Raw genomic sequence first — 14,245 nt, forward strand, 5'->3', positions numbered from 1 at the left:
GTGCCGCATAAACCGACTATGATAGGAACATCGTGTCGATGCGCAATGCCATGCACGTGGAAGCCTTGCAGGACGGTGCTTCGCGTGCAAAGTCCTTTGCGTTGCCAAATACGGCGCGTAATAAAGCGATTTGAGAAAACGCATGATCGATTCATGCGCACAATTGAATCGCGTTTAATAGACGTGCACGTTTGCACCTGTCTGAAGTGCAATGTCGTTGCATGCAGAACCTGAGAGAACGAACGCCGTAGCGACGTGGTTTAGCCGTGGCGTTTGAAGCAGAGAGGGCACAATGAACGCGGCTTTGACCATTGAGTCGGTCTGGAAGGCATTTTGCGCACGTCAGATCTCGCGCGGCGTGTCGCGGGCACAGCTTCAGGAGTCGGAAACGGCGTTCTATTCGGGCGCAGTGGCCATGTACGACATCATGATGACGGTCACCGATCCCGATCTCGATCCCATGCAGGCGCGCTCCATACTGGCCGCGCTGTATGACGAGCGCGAAGACTTTCTGCGCGTCAGCGAGATCGCAGCGATCGATCGCTGAAGCGCGCCAGCGTCACGCGCCGCCGCCGCGCATCGGCGCGCGCTACTGCGCCGTTTGCTGGCGCTGGTACTCGTTCTTCTTCATCTGCAGGTATTCGTCGCGGTCCAGTTCGTGCAACTGCCGCGGATACTGCTCGGTCGCGTCGAACCAGGTGGCGAAACGCTGATCGACACGCTTGTCGGCGGGAAGGGCAAGCGAGGCGAGATACGCGTCGATGGCGAGGTAATAGCGCATCGTGTTGCGCTCCACGAGTCCGCGCACGCCGCCTATGTAGTCGCCCGATGCCTTGGTGAATCCCACTTTCGCACTGCCGATGGTCGCGAGATACGTCTTCATCGCGATGCGTCCCGCCGTGCCGAATCCATATGAATACGTGAGATGCAGGAACGTGCGTCCTTTGCCGATATCGACGGCTTCGAGCACGATGCGATAGTCCTTCGTGCTGAGCGGTCCTGTCGCGGCGCTCAGGTCGACCTGGAAGTAATCCGGGTTCGTCGCCACCGACCGGTAATTGAACTGCACGCGGTAGGTATCGCCGAGTTCCTGCTCCGTCTTCTTGCCGACGTTCATGTTGATGATCGCGCCATTGCCGCTCACCGAGGCGTGACAGTACTTCGTATTCAGATGCAGGATCAGCACGTCGCACCAGTTTGCCGGGCCTTGCTGCGGATCGTTGAAGGCCTTGTTGACGGTGGCGAACGGGTAGTCGACGACGGCGTAGATATCGCCTTTCAAGGTGTTCGGTGTCTCTTCCGAATCCAGATGGATTGGCCGGTTGAACACGTTGGACTTGAGCTGCGGCGCCAGCGAATCGTACTTGTCCTTCAGGGCGGCGGCGTTGTCGTCGGCCCATGACAATGCGCCGAGCGTGAAGCCCAGTAGCGCGAGGGCAACCAGTACCAACCGTTTTGTTATCCGCATGATCCCGTGAGTGCTCATGGCAGGCGCTCCCGCTGACAACGCTCTATCTGGTGGAATGACGCACGAAAATATAGCAGAGACGGCCCGTCGCACCGATGAGCCGTTCGAGCATAAAGCTGATTTGAACCAGCATTCACGGTAGCAACGTACGTTCCTAGAATGACTTCCATGCGCTGACCCAGTCGCGCAAAGCAAACAACCTTTTGAATATATGGAGCACATCATGGAACGTCTGAACCGCCAACCCGTTGCTGAAGCTACTGGCCAGGCTGCTGATCTTTTCGCAGGCATCAAGCGCGCTGTCGGCATGGTGCCGAACGCTTACGCAGGCATCGGCTCGAACAGCCCGGCTGCACTGCAGATCGTGCTCGCCACGACCGAGGCGCTCGGCAAGGGTGCACTGTCGAAGAAGGAAATCGAAGCGATCAAGCTCGCGATCAGCGGCGCAGTGGATTGTGACTACTGTCTCGCTGCCCACTCGCTGGCAGGCAAGAAGGTCGGCATTCCCGTCGACGACGTGATTGCGCTGCGCGAAGGCCGCGATTCCGCCGATGCGCATCTGAATGCCATCGCGACGTTCGCACGCACCGTGTTCACCTCGCGTGGCACCGTGCCGGCAGAAGTGGTCGATGCCGTGAAGGAAGCCGGTTACAGCGACCAGCAGATCACCGAAACGCTGCTCGCGATCGCCGACATCACCTTTACGAACCTGTATAACCGGGTCAACGACACGGTCGTCGATTTCCCGAAGATCTGATGTCGTAAGCGGGTCTTGAACCTGCAATCCCGCGGCGGGCTTCGGCTCGCCGCGGGCCGTTGCGATTGTCGCGCGCATGAAGATCCGCAGCGCGCAACGGCTTATTTGTAGCAAGTTGATTCAAGTCTCCTGGGGCAAAGGGGCGATCCGCTAGAATGAGGCTCGCTTTTCAAACCAAGGAGATACGCGTGAAATCAGTTGTTGCCCTGCTCGCCGCGGCCGCGCTCGCATCGGTGGCGCTTACCGCTAACGCTGCATCGACGGAAAAGCTGCCTTCCGGCGTCGTCGTCGAACATCTGACGCAGGGAAGCGGTCCGCAGCCCACGGCTGCCGATACCGTGCGCGTCAACTACCGCGGCACGCTCGCGAACGGCACCGAGTTCGACGCTTCGGCCAAGCATGGCGGCCCCGCAGAATTTCCGCTCGGCCGCGTGATTCCTTGCTGGACCCAAGGCGTCGCGACCATGAAGGTCGGCGAAAAAGCCAAACTAACCTGCCCGGCTGCGACGGCTTACGGTTCGCGCGGTGTCGGCGTGATTCCGCCGAACAGCGATCTGACCTTCGAAGTCGAACTGCTCGCCATCGTCAAGTAAGCCCGGTTATCTCCCGGATAACCCTTCCGGCAACCCGGCCATCGTGCCGCCGGGTGAAGCCGGCAGCAGCGCCCGCAGCGGCGCTGCGAACCTCTCTCAACGCAAGACCCTGCAACGTGTGCGCGCCGCTTGACTGGCCCGCCACTCCGCCTTGCGGCGCCCGTTATCGTTAACGCTGGCTGGCCGAACGCAAATTGGCGTGATAACTAAACGTTCTTGCGGAGAATCAAGTCGGACGATTGGGATTCTGTCACCAATATGAAAAACTGCGCGCTCAGAATCCCGCAAAAAATAGAATCTGCACGACGGGGTGTAGGGTGACCAGAAAACAAAGAGTGCTGTTCCTTTGCAGGGACAACGCGACGCTTAGCATTTTGGCGGAAGCCTTGCTACGCGAGCTGGACGGATTGCATTTCGACGCATTCAGCGCGGGCCTCGAACCCGCCGACAAGGTTCACGCCGCGGCGATGGGCGAGTTGCGCCATGGCTTTTCGAGTCTCGAACTGCTCAATCCCAAGAGCTGGCTGGAATTCACGAGCGAATGGGCGCCGGAGATGGACTTCGTGGTGACGCTGTGCGATGAATCGGCGCGCGTCGACATGCGCGCGTTCCACGGCGCGCCGAAGCTCAGTCACTGGGCGCTGACGCCGTCCGCCTATGCCGCCGCCGGCACGATCGAGAACGCGTTCTGGCAGATCCTCAAGCGTGTCGAAGGCTTTATTGCGGCCGAGCGCCGCCCCTGGCCATCGCTGAAATTGTCCGCCGTGGCCGAGTGTTCATCCGAAGCGTGTGACCTGCTGATGAGCGGCCAGTAACACGCAATGCCTGCACGGCAGTGCGCTGTCTGGCGCCCGGCGGAGCGTTCTGCAGGGATTCAGCGGCGTGCGGTGCGCGAGCGCAAGGTCTCGCGCACACGCTTGGCCGCGAATAGCGGCACATAGTCGAGAATGCGTGCGTCGCGTTGATACGCCTGCACGGCATCGGTGTACATCTGCGAGACGACTTCTTCGGGGGCATCGGTGGATTCTGCGATTTCGTGCACGATCTTCTGCGAATCTTCCGTCTTCATGCATGCCTCCGTTCATCAGTCGGTTGTCAGAATCCTGAATTGAAGGACATGCATTGCGCACACGCCAATAGAACTTCGCAATCGGTGCGCCCGCGTGCCGATGCTGCGAAGTCACGCGCGAAGAAACCCTGTTTGATCAGACAGATAGCGCGTGCGCCCAGAACTTTTCCACAGGTCTTTCAACAGAAATTGTGGATAACGTGGATGCAAAACGCTTGCATCGCACGTTGCGCGGCACTTGCCTATTCAAGCCACTTGCGCACGTCTTTTTCCCAGTCGGGGTCGCCGCAGCCTTTCGGGTTCTCAGGTCCGAGCACGGTGATATAGCCCTTGCTCTTCATGCACGACTCGTAAGCGCGCACCTTCGTGCATTGCCCCGGCCCGGCGTTGCGCGACACCGTCTTGCACTGTGCGACGGTGCGGTCCATCGGGCCGAAGTCCAGGTCGCCCGCGTTGGTGGAGGTCGAGGCGTCCGCGCCTGTTAGCGAAAATTCGACGGGACCGGTGTGAGTGCAGGCTGAGGTCAGCATCGCGAGCGAAGCCGCTGCGACAAGAACATGCGCACGCAAGATCATGGTTCGTTTCCTTGTTGATGTTGTTGGCCGTCTGCTGGAAAGCTATTCGCCGATCAGATGCAGCACGATATCGCGCCCCTGCGGCCTTGCGCGATGCTCGAACAGATAAATCCCTTGCCATGTGCCGAGCACCATGCGGCCGTGCTCGACGGGTATCGATAACTGTACCTGCGTGAGTGCGGTGCGCAGATGCGCGGGCATATCGTCCGGACCTTCCGTGTCGTGCTCGTAGCGCGTCGGGTCTTCGGGCGCGAGCATGGCGAAGTGCCGTTCGATATCGCGTTGCACGGAAGAGTCCGCGTTCTCCTGAATCAGCAACGACGCCGACGTATGGCGGCAGAACACGGTGAGGATGCCTGTCTCGATCGACGTATCGTGCACGAAGGCCGCGACTTCGTGAGTGAACTCGGACAGGCCGCGGGCGCGCGCCCGCACGTTCAGATGGTGAATGGCCTGGCGCATGAATCGTTCTCCATTGTGCTGTGTGACATGCCGTGGATGCGTTGCGCCGAGTTTACCGCGAGCCGCGCAGCGGATCGCATGATGCGAAAAGGTCTATGCTGGGACTACAGTGCCACGGGCGTCGTGGCAAAAACGCTGCAGGGAGACAACCAGCATGGAACGCGACGAATTCATCGAGGCATTGAAGCGCGAAGGCTACGCCGAAATCGTGACCGTCACGCGCGACGCGCACGGCACGCTCGATCATCACACGCATCCGTTCGAAGCGAAGGCGCTGATCCTGCATGGCGAACTGACGATACGCATCGGCGCCACGGATCACCTGTACATAACGGGCGATGTATTCCATCTGCAAGCGAATGTAAGCCATTCGGAACGCTTCGGGCCCGAAGGCGTTCAATATCTGGTCGGCCGCAAGTAGCCGCGACGGAGGCGGGCAAAGCGCCTGCACGCTTCGCATCGAGCCGTTACTATTTTCGATGCGTTGGCATCTATCGTGCCGATGTCTTGTCGCTCATATTCACCATCGAGGAGGTTCTGAATGCCTACGTCCACGACGCCCGTCTGGTTTATCACTGGCTGCTCAACCGGCTTTGGCAAGGAACTCGCTCTTGCGGTGCTCGCGCGCGGCTGGCGCTGCGTGGCGACGGCGCGGGACGCCGCGTCGCTGGCCGGGCTGGCCGAGCCGGGCAGCGACGCCGACGCCCGCCTGGCGCGCGTGCAGCTCGACGTGACCGATGCCGCGCAGATCGCCGCCGCTGTCGACACCGCGCAGCAGCGCTTCGGCGCAATCGACGTGCTGGTCAACAATGCGGGCTATGGTTATCAATCGTCGGTCGAGGAAGGCGAGGAAGCGGAGATCCGCGCGCAGTTCGACGCGAACGTGTTCGGCCTGTTCGCGATGACGCGCGCCGTGCTGCCGGGCATGCGTGCGCGGCGCAAGGGGCATGTGGTGAACATTACGTCGGTGGCAGGGCTGGCGGGCTTTCCTGGCTCGGGTTACTACGCGGCGAGCAAGCACGCAGTGGAAGGCTGGTCCGATTCGCTCGCGACGGAAGCCGGGCCGCTCGGCATCCACGTGACCTGCGTCGAGCCTGGCCCGTTCCGCACCGACTGGGCGGGACGCTCGTTGAAGCAGACGCCCAACCGTATCGCCGATTACGCGGAGACGGCGGGCAAGCGCATGCAGACCACGGCGCAATACAGCGGCCATCAGCCAGGCGACCCTGTGCGCGCCGCGCAGGCCATGATCCGCCTCACGGAAGCCGACAACCCGCCGCGCCATCTCGTGCTCGGCGCATTCGGCGTCGATGCGGTGTCGAAGCGTCTGCATGCCACGCTCGCCGATATCGACGCGTGGCGCGAGACGAGTCTCGGTGCGGATTTTCCTGACGCTTCGCGATAGCGAGCGCTAACCTTCGCGTGGGCGACGACTGGTTTTACGCGGGCCGCGCGGCGTCGGGATAGTATTGCGGCGCTTCGCGGCGATCGAACATGCCGTAATCGCGCACCACACGCACGCTGCGCAGTCGCGCGCCTGCTGGAAAGGCCAAGGCGCTCGCGAAGGCACTGGCGGCCTGTACGTCGCGCCACGCGGTCAGCAGGATGATGTCGCCCGGCGTCAGCACCGCGTCGAACACGTCCCACGCTGCGAGGCCCGCGGCGTCTTCGCGCAAGCCCAGGAAGCTCGCGACGCCGCATGCCCCCGCCTGTTTTACCCACTCCGCGTCACGCCGAGCATCGATCAGTACGATGGTGGTCGCATCGCCTGTTTCGGTTTCGTCGAGTCGTTGCTCGTGCAACGTGTGTCCGGCGGGCAGCCGCGTGTCGTGTGTGATCTGGCCGACGCGCAGCCGGTAATCGCTGAAGGTCTGCGTGCGGCCTTTTTCCTGCACGCCGTGATGCATCGCCTGCGTGCGCCATCGCACCAGCGCTTTCTCGTCGCGCCAGCCGGACAGCGATAGCAGCACGCCTTCGCGCGTGAGACTGGCATAGCGGACGTTATCGACGAAGCCGTCGATCTGTTCCAGCTCCGGCTTCAGCATTTTCGCGTAGCCGAGATACGTGTCCCATCGGTCCGCACGTGGCTGCACTTCGAACAGCACTGAAAACATCGTGTTCTCCTGTTCAGACGCGCTAAACGCGCTCAGACGGCTGCGATGCAGTCGATCTCGATGTCGAACCGCCCCGGCCATGCAGGCACGCACACAAAGATGCGCGCGGGCGGATCCTTTGGAAAATAGCGCGCGTAAATCGCGTTGACGGCGGCGAACTGCTCGACCGACGTGCAATACACGTTGCACTTGAGCACGTTGTCGAGCGAGGAGCCGGCCGTTTCGACGCAGAGCTTGAGTTGCTCGAGGACCAGTTCGGTCTGGCGTTCGAGCGGCACATCGGCCACTTCACCTGTTTCGGGATCGAAAGGCGGCAGGCCCGACACGTAGATCGTGTCGCCATGCCGCGTGACGACGGACGTCGGCGCCTTCCAGCGTTCCAGCCAGCCCGACAGCGGTTCCACCCTGATGATTTCACGTTTCATTGCTGTGCACTCTCCTCGCATGATCTGGCTGCCATCGTAGCGCCGCGGGCTGCGCCGACGTTTCAGGCTGACACGAAATGACGGGTGCGATTGCGCAAAAGCGCTGCTCATTTTCCACTCATTCTGCGAGCTTACGATGCATACATCGAAAGAACGCAGCGCACCCGCCAACGCGGCGCGCTGCTTACAGAGGGGAACACCATGAACAAGTCATTCGTAACAGCATGTGCTTCGGCACTCGTCGTCTCGCTCGCACTGAGCGGCTGCGCAACCTTCGACGGCTCACCCAACGTCTACAGCGCATCGCAGGCGCAGCGTGAGGAAAGCGTCCGTTTCGGCACCGTCGAAAGCGTGCGTCCCGTCACCATCGATACCAGCAACGGCCAGCCCGGCTTTCTCGGCGCGTTGGGTGGCGGCGCGATTGGCGGCATTGCCGGCAGCGCGATCGGCGGCGGACGCGGCTCGATCCTGACGGGCATCATCGGCGGCATTGCGGGCGCTGTGGCGGGCAACGAGGTGCAGAACCACTTCGAGAAGAAGCAGGGCGTGGAAATCACCGTGCGCCTGGACGATGGCTCGCTGCGCGCCATCACCCAAAGCACCGACGGTCCGATGTTCTACGCAGGCCAACGCGTGCGGTTGCTGTCGGATGTCGGCGTGACCCGCGTGACGCTGTAAGCGCTGGTACGGCAACGAGCGGCAACGGGCAGCACACGCCGCAACCCGGCAAGCAAACGAAGGAGACCATCATGTTCATGCGCGATGACGTGATCTACGAGTTTCATCACATCGGCATCCCGACCAGCGAAGTGCGCGAAGGCGAGCGCTACAGCCCGCAGTACCGGATGTACACGAGCGACAGCGACTGCAAGCTCGCACGCATCCAGTATCACCGCTTCGAAGCCGACAGCCCGCTGCACGAACTGATGCGTCGCATGCCGCATCTGGCGTTCAAGGTCGACGATCTCGAGCGGGCCATCGACGGCAAGGAGGTCGTGCTCGGCCCCTACGAACCGATCGACGGCTTCCGCGTGGCGGCGATCATCGATGGCGGCATGCCGGTGGAACTGATCCAGACCGTGCTCGACGATGAAGAAATCTGGAGCCGCGCGGTGACGGGCCGGCACGCGCGGCTGTACTGCGCACAGTACGAGGCTTGAACTACGCGGCGCGTTGCACCCACGCGCGCCAGCCGCCGTATGGCGTGATGTCGGTGGCGCCTTCGATGCCGTATGCCTCGCAGACAAAGCCCGTTTCCCAGCTGCCGTCCGCCAGTTCGACTTTGCCCAATGCAAGCGGCGCAGGAATGGCGGCGAGAAACGAGCCTGCTTCGCTCGCAGGCATGTCCCACACTTCGACTTCGATTGCCGTGCCGTTCGCGCTGTCGCGCATCATGCCCGGCCGTTGTGTCGAGCCGCCCGACGCGAGCGCATACAGTCGATAACGCGGCGCGCTCGTGGTCCTGCCGACAAGCGTTGCACCTCGCGCGGTCAACTGCCCGTTCAGCGGCAACCCTTCGAGATGCGCCCCGCACACCACCAGCTTCATGCGGTCGTGACGGGCCGCATTGGAAGGCACGTTCGCATCCTGCTGCGCGCCGCCGATCGGCGGCACGGCGAGCTTGCGATGCAGCGCATCGGCGACGCTCAGCAGATACTGATCGGTGAATGCGCGGCCGAACAGCGTCACGCCCCACGGCAGGCCGTTGCGCATAAAACCGGCAGGCGTGGCGACGGCCGCGTAATCGAGCAGGTTCATGAAGTTCGTGTAATGCCCCAGCAGCGAATTCGCGCCGACAGGATCGCGTTCGAGTTCGTCGAGCGTCACTGCACGCGGAATGGACGGCGTCAGCACGCAATCGAGTCCGGCGAGCACGGCATCGCAGCGCTGCTTCAGCGCCTGCAGTTTGTACTGCGCGCGGAAGGCATCGACGGCGGTGGTGCCGGGCGCTTTCGCGAGCACATCGCGAATCACGGGCAGCACGGCGTCCGGCTGCGATTCCATCAACGCGCCCGTCACGCTGTAGCGCTCGGCGACCCACGGTCCTTCGTAGAGCAGATGCGCGGCCTCGATGAATGGCGCGAAGTCGATCTCGACCGCTTCGCCGCCGATCGCTTCGAGCGCTGCACGGGCCTGCGCGAACAGTGCAGGGCTTTCTTCGCAGCCCGCATATTCGAGCTGACGCGGCACGCCGAAACGAAAATGCTTCACGGCGCCGAAGGCCGTTACGTCGTTCCATTGCGGATTGGCGCGGCTGTAGGCATCGGCGGGATCGTGGCGCGCGGTGAGCGCGAGCAGTTCGCTCGCCTCGCTGGCTGTCGCGGTGAAGTAGGTCACGCAGTCGAGCGTGCGGCACGCAGGCACGACGCCCGCTGTCGATAGCAAGCCCTTCGTGCCTTTCGTGCCGACGAGATTGTTCAGTGCCGCAGGCACGCGGCCCGAACCCGCCGTGTCGGTGCCAAGCGAGAAGCTCGCGACGCCGAGCGCGACGGCGAGCGACGACCCCGCACTCGACCCACCCGAAGGATACGCAGCGTGCACGCTGTTGCGGCACTTGCCATAGGGCGAGCGCGTGCCGTTCAGACCAGTGGCGAACTGGTCGAGATTGGTCTTGCCGACCGGCACCGCACCGAGCGCGATCAGCTGCGCGACGAGTGTTGCGGTTTCGTCAGGCGTGTATGCAAAGGCCGGGCAGGCGGCCGTGGTCGGAATGCCCGCGAGATCGATGTTGTCCTTCAGCGCGAATGGCACGCCATAGAGCGGCAGCGATTGCGCGTCGCGTTCGTCCAGTGCGGCGAGATAAGGCTCGATTTCAGCGTCGGACAGCAGATGAATGAACAGATGAAAGTCCGGGTTCAGCGCGGCGGCGCGCTTGCGCAACGCGCCGATCAGTTCGCGCGGGGTCGTGCGGCCTGCACGGTACGCGGCGCGTACGGCAGGAAGACGCAGATCGAATGAATCCATGTTCGATGATTCCTTGAATGCGTTGTTTGAAGCGCGCGTCACGCGTGCTGTTCGATCACGACGACGCGCTGCCCCGCGCGAACGGGCGAACCGGGCGCAACGTGAATCTCGCCGACGGTGCCCGCGCAAGGCGCGATCACGGAGATCTCCATCTTCATCGATTCGATCACGAGCAGCACGTCGCCGGCTTCGACGCTTGCGCCGGGTTCGACGCGCACCTGCCACAGATTACCCGCGATCTCGCTATCGACGGCGATCTGGCCTTCCGTGAGCGGCGCGATATCGGCCTCTGCGGCGACGGGCGGCTCCAGCGTTTCTTCGTTGCTGCCTGCTTCATGCCAGCGCTGGCGCTCTGCCTGAAACGCCGCTTGCTGGCGCGTGCGGAACTGCGCGATGTCGTCCGACTCGCGTTCGAGAAACGCCTGATAGTCAGCCAGCGACAACTCCGTCTCTTCGATCTTCAACGGATAACGTCCGAGCGGAAACGCTTCGCGGATACGCAGCAGTTCGTCGGCGGAGACTTCGTAAAAGCGGATCTGATCGAAAAAGCGCAACAGATAAGGACGCCCCGCGAAGTCCGCGACATCGCGATAGCGATTCCACATCTGCAGCGTGCGTCCGACGAACTGATAGCCGCCGGGACCTTCCATGCCATACACGCACAGATACGCGCCGCCGATGCCGACCGAGTTCTCCGCTGTCCATGTGCGCGCCGGGTTGTACTTGGTCGTCACCAGCCGATGACGCGGATCGAGCGGCGTCGCGACGGGTGCGCCCAGATAGACATCGCCGAGTCCCATCACCAGATAGCTGGCATCGAAGACGACACGTTTTACAGCGTTGATCGAATCGAGGTCGTTGATGCGGCGGATAAACTCCAGATTGCTCGGGCACCACGGCGCGTCCTTGCGCACGGTGGTCATGTACTTGTCGATAGCAAGCTGGCACGCAGGATCGTCCCACGATAGCGGCAGATGCACGATACGCGACGGCGCGCGCAAGTCCTTTTGCAGCAGCACGCGTTGCCATGTTTCGGCAACGTGATCGAGCAGTGTGGCAAGCGGCAATTGCTCGGGCTGATAGTGAACCTGCAGCGAACGGATGCCCGGCGTCAGATCGATCACGCCTGGCAACTGCAGCGCTTCGAGCGATTGCATCAGCGCGTGGCCGCGAAAGCGCAGCACGAGATCGAGTTCGGGCGGGCCGATTTCGAGCAGCAGATGCGTGTCACCGGAAAGACGCGCGACGAGTTGCTCGTGGCCTTCGCCGACATGCAGCACGATGGGCGACTGCAGGTGCTTATCTGGCTTCGATGTATTCGCGACATTCGCAGCGTTCGCAGCATTCGCAGCAGTGAGCGATGCCACCTCTTCGGCGCGCGCAAGCGCCGCTGCGCGTGCCGTCGCGATATCGACTGGCGCGAAGCGCACCTTGTCGCCGGCCTTCAACTGACCGATCTGCCACAGGTCCGCTTCGATGACCGTCACAGGACACACGAAGCCGCCAAGGCTCGGACCATCCGGGCCGAGAATCACAGGCATGTCGCCCGTGAAATCGATTGCGCCGACGGCATATGGATTGTCGTGAATGTTCGACGGATGCAGGCCCGCTTCGCCGCCATCAGCGCGCGTCCACTCGGGTTTGGGACCGATCAGGCGCACACCGGTGCGGCTCGAATTGAAGTGGATTTCCCAGTCGGTATCGAGAAACTGCTCGATATAGCGTGCGCTGAAGTATTCGGGCGCGCCATGCGGGCCGTAGATCACGCGCAGCACGCGCACGTCGTCCAACCGATGCGCGAGCGAGGCAGGCAATGCAGCCCCTGCCTCGCGATCGGTCAACGCATGCAGATGCAGCACGTCGCCGGCACGCAGCGCGCGCCCGCCGTGGCCGCCGAACTGGCCGAGCGTGAACGTGCTGCGACTGCCGAGATAGTGCGCAACGTCGAGGCCACCGCGCACGCACAGATAGGCGCGCGCGCCTGCGCCGCGTATCGTGCCGAGTGCGAGCGTCGAGCCTGCCGGTACGAACAATGTCGTGTTCATCGGCTGAGGGATGTCGTCGAGCATTACGGGCAGCGTCGCGCCCGTCACGGTGACGACAGCATCGGTATTGAAGCGCAGCGTGGGCCCGCTCATCGTGATTTCGAGGGCGGCTGCCTGTGCGTCGTTGCCGAGCAGACGATTGCCCAACCGCAGCGCGCGGTCGTCCATCGGGCCTGAAGGCGGCACGCCGACGGCCCAATAGCCCGGACGGCCCGGATAGTCCTGCACAGTCGTCTGCGTGCCGCCGCTGATCACTTCGAATGTCGATGCGCGATATCGCAGGCCTTCGAGGCAACGCGTCCACGGATGGCCGCTGGCGAACGGCGCATCGGCAAGAATCTGCCGCAGATAATCGCGGTTCGTTTCGACGCCGTAGATGCGTGAGGCTGCGAGCGCGGCGTCGAGCGCTGCTCGTGCTGCATCGCGAGTCGGTTGCCAAGCGATCAGTTTCGCGAGCATCGGATCGAACCAAGGTGGCACTTCGCAACCCGCTTCGATCCACGTGTCGATGCGCAATGCGCGGCCGTCGGCAGAAGGGAACGACACATCGGTCAACAGCCCCGGACAGGGCTTGAAATCGCGGCCCGGATCTTCTGCATAGAGACGTGCCTGGATCGCATGCCCTTGCGGTTTCAGATCGCGCGACAACACATCGAGCGGCGCGAGCGTGCCTGCAGCAAGCTCGATCATCCAGCGTACGAGGTCGACGCCCCACACCTGTTCCGTTACGCCGTGCTCGACCTGCAAGCGCGTGTTGACTTCGAGAAAGTAGAAACGTGCGGCGTCGCTGTCATAGACGAATTCGACCGTACCTGCCGACCGATACGAGACCGCTTGCGCAAGGCGAATCGCCGCATCGCACAGCGCGGCCTCGACGCCATCAGGCAGATTCGGCGCAGGCGTTTCTTCGAGTACCTTCTGGTTGCGACGCTGCACCGAACAGTCGCGCACGCCGAGCGCGATGGCTGCGCCTTTGCCGTCGCCGAACACCTGCACTTCAAGATGTCGCGCTTTCTCGATGTACTTTTCGAGGAACACGCCGGCATCGCTAAAGTTGTTTTGTCCGAGACGTTTGACGTTATCGAACTGCGCCGCAAGTTCCTCGGCAGAACGGCACACGCGCATGCCGATGCCGCCGCCGCCCGCCGTGCTTTTCAGCATCACGGGATAGCCGATCCGTTCGGCTGCTTCCAGCGCGGCGTCGAGGCCATCGAGCAGGCCTGTGCCTTCGAGCATCGGCACGCCCTGTTCCGCAGCGATCGCGCGCGCCGTGTGCTTGAGGCCAAACGCGCGCAGTTGTTCAGGCGTCGGCCCGATGAACGCGACGCCCGCCGCTTCGCATGCTTCGGCAAAGGCCGCGTTCTCCGACAGAAAGCCATAACCCGGATGAATCGCCTGCGCGCCTTGTGCACGCGCGATCTCCAGAATCTTCGCGATGTCGAGATACGTGACGCTCGCCGCGCCGTCGCCGAGACTGCACGCCGTATCGGCGAGACTGACGTGGCGGCTCGCGCGGTCCGCTTCGCTATAGACGGCGACGCCTTTTACGTCGAGTTCGCGCAGCGTGCGCAGAATGCGGCAGGCAATCGCGCCGCGATTCGCAATGAGGACTTTATCGAACATGAGTGGATGTTCAATGCGTGGGCGGGCCGTCCCGCCACGTGGGCATGCATGCCGAGGTCGTCCACGGCAGATCGCTTTGTATCCGGAAAGCGTGCGATGGTTAGCGCTTCGTGCGGTCGATGCGCATGAAACGCTCAGCGCGCACTTTCA

The 14,245-nt window shown here is 62.7% G+C and carries 16 protein-coding genes; 8 read left to right on the top strand and 8 right to left on the bottom strand.

Features of this window, described 5'->3' with window-relative positions; translation table 11 throughout:
- Window positions 1-292: 292 nt before the first annotated feature.
- Window positions 293-547, top strand: coding sequence for a hypothetical protein (locus DK391_RS19515; protein ID WP_109479615.1), 255 nt, complete (start codon window positions 293-295; stop codon window positions 545-547).
- Window positions 548-589: 42 nt separating this feature from the next.
- On the opposite strand, the gene DK391_RS19520 is transcribed toward DK391_RS19515, so the two are convergent.
- Window positions 590-1,486 carry a hypothetical protein gene (locus DK391_RS19520; RefSeq protein WP_109479616.1) on the bottom strand — a complete coding sequence of 299 codons (897 nt, stop codon included), beginning with the start codon at window positions 1,484-1,486 and terminating at the stop codon, window positions 590-592.
- Window positions 1,487-1,691: 205 nt separating this feature from the next.
- Here DK391_RS19520 and DK391_RS19525 point away from each other — a divergent pair, with 205 nt between their 5' ends.
- From DK391_RS19525 to DK391_RS19535, 3 genes are all read left to right on the top strand, one after another.
- Entirely contained in the window at window positions 1,692-2,225 is a 534-nt protein-coding gene (locus DK391_RS19525) for a carboxymuconolactone decarboxylase family protein (RefSeq protein WP_109479617.1), read from the top strand.
- Between the two features lie 188 nt (window positions 2,226-2,413).
- Window positions 2,414-2,818 (top strand): FKBP-type peptidyl-prolyl cis-trans isomerase, encoded by a 405-nt coding sequence (locus DK391_RS19530; protein ID WP_109479618.1) that lies wholly within the window; start codon window positions 2,414-2,416, stop codon window positions 2,816-2,818.
- A 317-nt stretch (window positions 2,819-3,135) separates the two neighbouring features.
- Entirely contained in the window at window positions 3,136-3,633 is a 498-nt protein-coding gene (locus tag DK391_RS19535; RefSeq protein WP_109479619.1) for a protein tyrosine phosphatase, read from the top strand.
- Window positions 3,634-3,692: 59 nt separating this feature from the next.
- Here the strand turns inward: DK391_RS19535 and DK391_RS19540 are convergent, their stop codons facing one another.
- The 3 genes from DK391_RS19540 to DK391_RS19550 all read right to left on the bottom strand — a co-directional run bounded on the left by DK391_RS19540 (window position 3,693) and on the right by DK391_RS19550 (window position 4,924).
- On the bottom strand, window positions 3,693-3,887 hold the full coding sequence (locus DK391_RS19540; RefSeq protein WP_109479620.1) for a DUF3562 domain-containing protein: 195 nt from the start codon (window positions 3,885-3,887) through the stop codon (window positions 3,693-3,695).
- Between the two features lie 242 nt (window positions 3,888-4,129).
- Window positions 4,130-4,462 (bottom strand): hypothetical protein, encoded by a 333-nt coding sequence (locus DK391_RS19545; protein WP_109479621.1) that lies wholly within the window; start codon window positions 4,460-4,462, stop codon window positions 4,130-4,132.
- A 42-nt stretch (window positions 4,463-4,504) separates the two neighbouring features.
- Window positions 4,505-4,924, bottom strand: coding sequence for a secondary thiamine-phosphate synthase enzyme YjbQ (locus DK391_RS19550; protein ID WP_109479622.1), 420 nt, complete (start codon window positions 4,922-4,924; stop codon window positions 4,505-4,507).
- A 154-nt stretch (window positions 4,925-5,078) separates the two neighbouring features.
- Here DK391_RS19550 and DK391_RS19555 point away from each other — a divergent pair, with 154 nt between their 5' ends.
- Both DK391_RS19555 and DK391_RS19560 read left to right on the top strand, forming a co-directional pair.
- Complete coding sequence (locus DK391_RS19555) at window positions 5,079-5,345, top strand: cupin (protein ID WP_109479623.1); 267 nt, start codon at window positions 5,079-5,081, stop codon at window positions 5,343-5,345.
- A gap of 120 nt (window positions 5,346-5,465) precedes the next feature.
- Complete coding sequence (locus DK391_RS19560; protein ID WP_109479624.1) at window positions 5,466-6,329, top strand: oxidoreductase; 864 nt, start codon at window positions 5,466-5,468, stop codon at window positions 6,327-6,329.
- Window positions 6,330-6,363: 34 nt separating this feature from the next.
- Here the strand turns inward: DK391_RS19560 and DK391_RS19565 are convergent, their stop codons facing one another.
- The gene (locus tag DK391_RS19565) at window positions 6,364-7,038 is read right to left on the bottom strand and encodes an antibiotic biosynthesis monooxygenase (protein WP_109479625.1); all 675 of its coding nucleotides are present in this window, start codon (window positions 7,036-7,038) and stop codon (window positions 6,364-6,366) included.
- A gap of 32 nt (window positions 7,039-7,070) precedes the next feature.
- Window positions 7,071-7,463, bottom strand: coding sequence for a RidA family protein (locus DK391_RS19570; RefSeq protein ID WP_109479658.1), 393 nt, complete (start codon window positions 7,461-7,463; stop codon window positions 7,071-7,073).
- A gap of 201 nt (window positions 7,464-7,664) precedes the next feature.
- Between DK391_RS19570 and DK391_RS19575 the strand changes: the two genes are divergently transcribed.
- Both DK391_RS19575 and DK391_RS19580 read left to right on the top strand, forming a co-directional pair.
- A complete protein-coding gene (locus tag DK391_RS19575) occupies window positions 7,665-8,141 on the top strand; it encodes a glycine zipper 2TM domain-containing protein (RefSeq protein ID WP_109479626.1) in 477 nt (158 codons plus the stop codon).
- A 71-nt stretch (window positions 8,142-8,212) separates the two neighbouring features.
- Window positions 8,213-8,623, top strand: coding sequence for a hypothetical protein (locus tag DK391_RS19580; RefSeq protein ID WP_109479627.1), 411 nt, complete (start codon window positions 8,213-8,215; stop codon window positions 8,621-8,623).
- Between the two features lies 1 nt (window position 8,624).
- Here DK391_RS19580 and atzF read toward each other — a convergent pair whose 3' ends face one another.
- Both atzF and uca read right to left on the bottom strand, forming a co-directional pair.
- The gene (gene atzF / locus DK391_RS19585) at window positions 8,625-10,427 is read right to left on the bottom strand and encodes an allophanate hydrolase (RefSeq protein ID WP_109479659.1); all 1,803 of its coding nucleotides are present in this window, start codon (window positions 10,425-10,427) and stop codon (window positions 8,625-8,627) included.
- A 38-nt stretch (window positions 10,428-10,465) separates the two neighbouring features.
- On the bottom strand, window positions 10,466-14,095 hold the full coding sequence (gene uca / locus DK391_RS19590) for an urea carboxylase (protein ID WP_109479628.1): 3,630 nt from the start codon (window positions 14,093-14,095) through the stop codon (window positions 10,466-10,468).
- Window positions 14,096-14,245 lie beyond the last annotated feature (150 nt).

This window comes from Paraburkholderia sp. C35 (assembly GCF_003121405.1).
GTDB lineage: Bacteria > Pseudomonadota > Gammaproteobacteria > Burkholderiales > Burkholderiaceae > Paraburkholderia.

Excerpts from the sequence above, each read along its gene's own strand:
- atzF (WP_109479659.1), bottom strand. The coding sequence starts at position 10,427 with ATGGATTCATTCGATCTGCGTCTTCCTGCCGTACGCGCCGCGTACCGT.
- DK391_RS19520 (WP_109479616.1), bottom strand. The coding sequence starts at position 1,486 with ATGAGCACTCACGGGATCATGCGGATAACAAAACGGTTGGTACTGGTT.
- DK391_RS19525 (WP_109479617.1), top strand. The coding sequence starts at position 1,692 with ATGGAACGTCTGAACCGCCAACCCGTTGCTGAAGCTACTGGCCAGGCT.
- DK391_RS19570 (WP_109479658.1), bottom strand. The coding sequence starts at position 7,463 with ATGAAACGTGAAATCATCAGGGTGGAACCGCTGTCGGGCTGGCTGGAA.
- DK391_RS19575 (WP_109479626.1), top strand. The coding sequence starts at position 7,665 with ATGAACAAGTCATTCGTAACAGCATGTGCTTCGGCACTCGTCGTCTCG.
- DK391_RS19560 (WP_109479624.1), top strand. The coding sequence starts at position 5,466 with ATGCCTACGTCCACGACGCCCGTCTGGTTTATCACTGGCTGCTCAACC.
- DK391_RS19550 (WP_109479622.1), bottom strand. The coding sequence starts at position 4,924 with ATGCGCCAGGCCATTCACCATCTGAACGTGCGGGCGCGCGCCCGCGGC.
- DK391_RS19565 (WP_109479625.1), bottom strand. The coding sequence starts at position 7,038 with ATGTTTTCAGTGCTGTTCGAAGTGCAGCCACGTGCGGACCGATGGGAC.
- DK391_RS19545 (WP_109479621.1), bottom strand. The coding sequence starts at position 4,462 with ATGATCTTGCGTGCGCATGTTCTTGTCGCAGCGGCTTCGCTCGCGATG.
- DK391_RS19515 (WP_109479615.1), top strand. The coding sequence starts at position 293 with ATGAACGCGGCTTTGACCATTGAGTCGGTCTGGAAGGCATTTTGCGCA.
- DK391_RS19540 (WP_109479620.1), bottom strand. The coding sequence starts at position 3,887 with ATGAAGACGGAAGATTCGCAGAAGATCGTGCACGAAATCGCAGAATCC.
- DK391_RS19580 (WP_109479627.1), top strand. The coding sequence starts at position 8,213 with ATGTTCATGCGCGATGACGTGATCTACGAGTTTCATCACATCGGCATC.
- uca (WP_109479628.1), bottom strand. The coding sequence starts at position 14,095 with ATGTTCGATAAAGTCCTCATTGCGAATCGCGGCGCGATTGCCTGCCGC.
- DK391_RS19555 (WP_109479623.1), top strand. The coding sequence starts at position 5,079 with ATGGAACGCGACGAATTCATCGAGGCATTGAAGCGCGAAGGCTACGCC.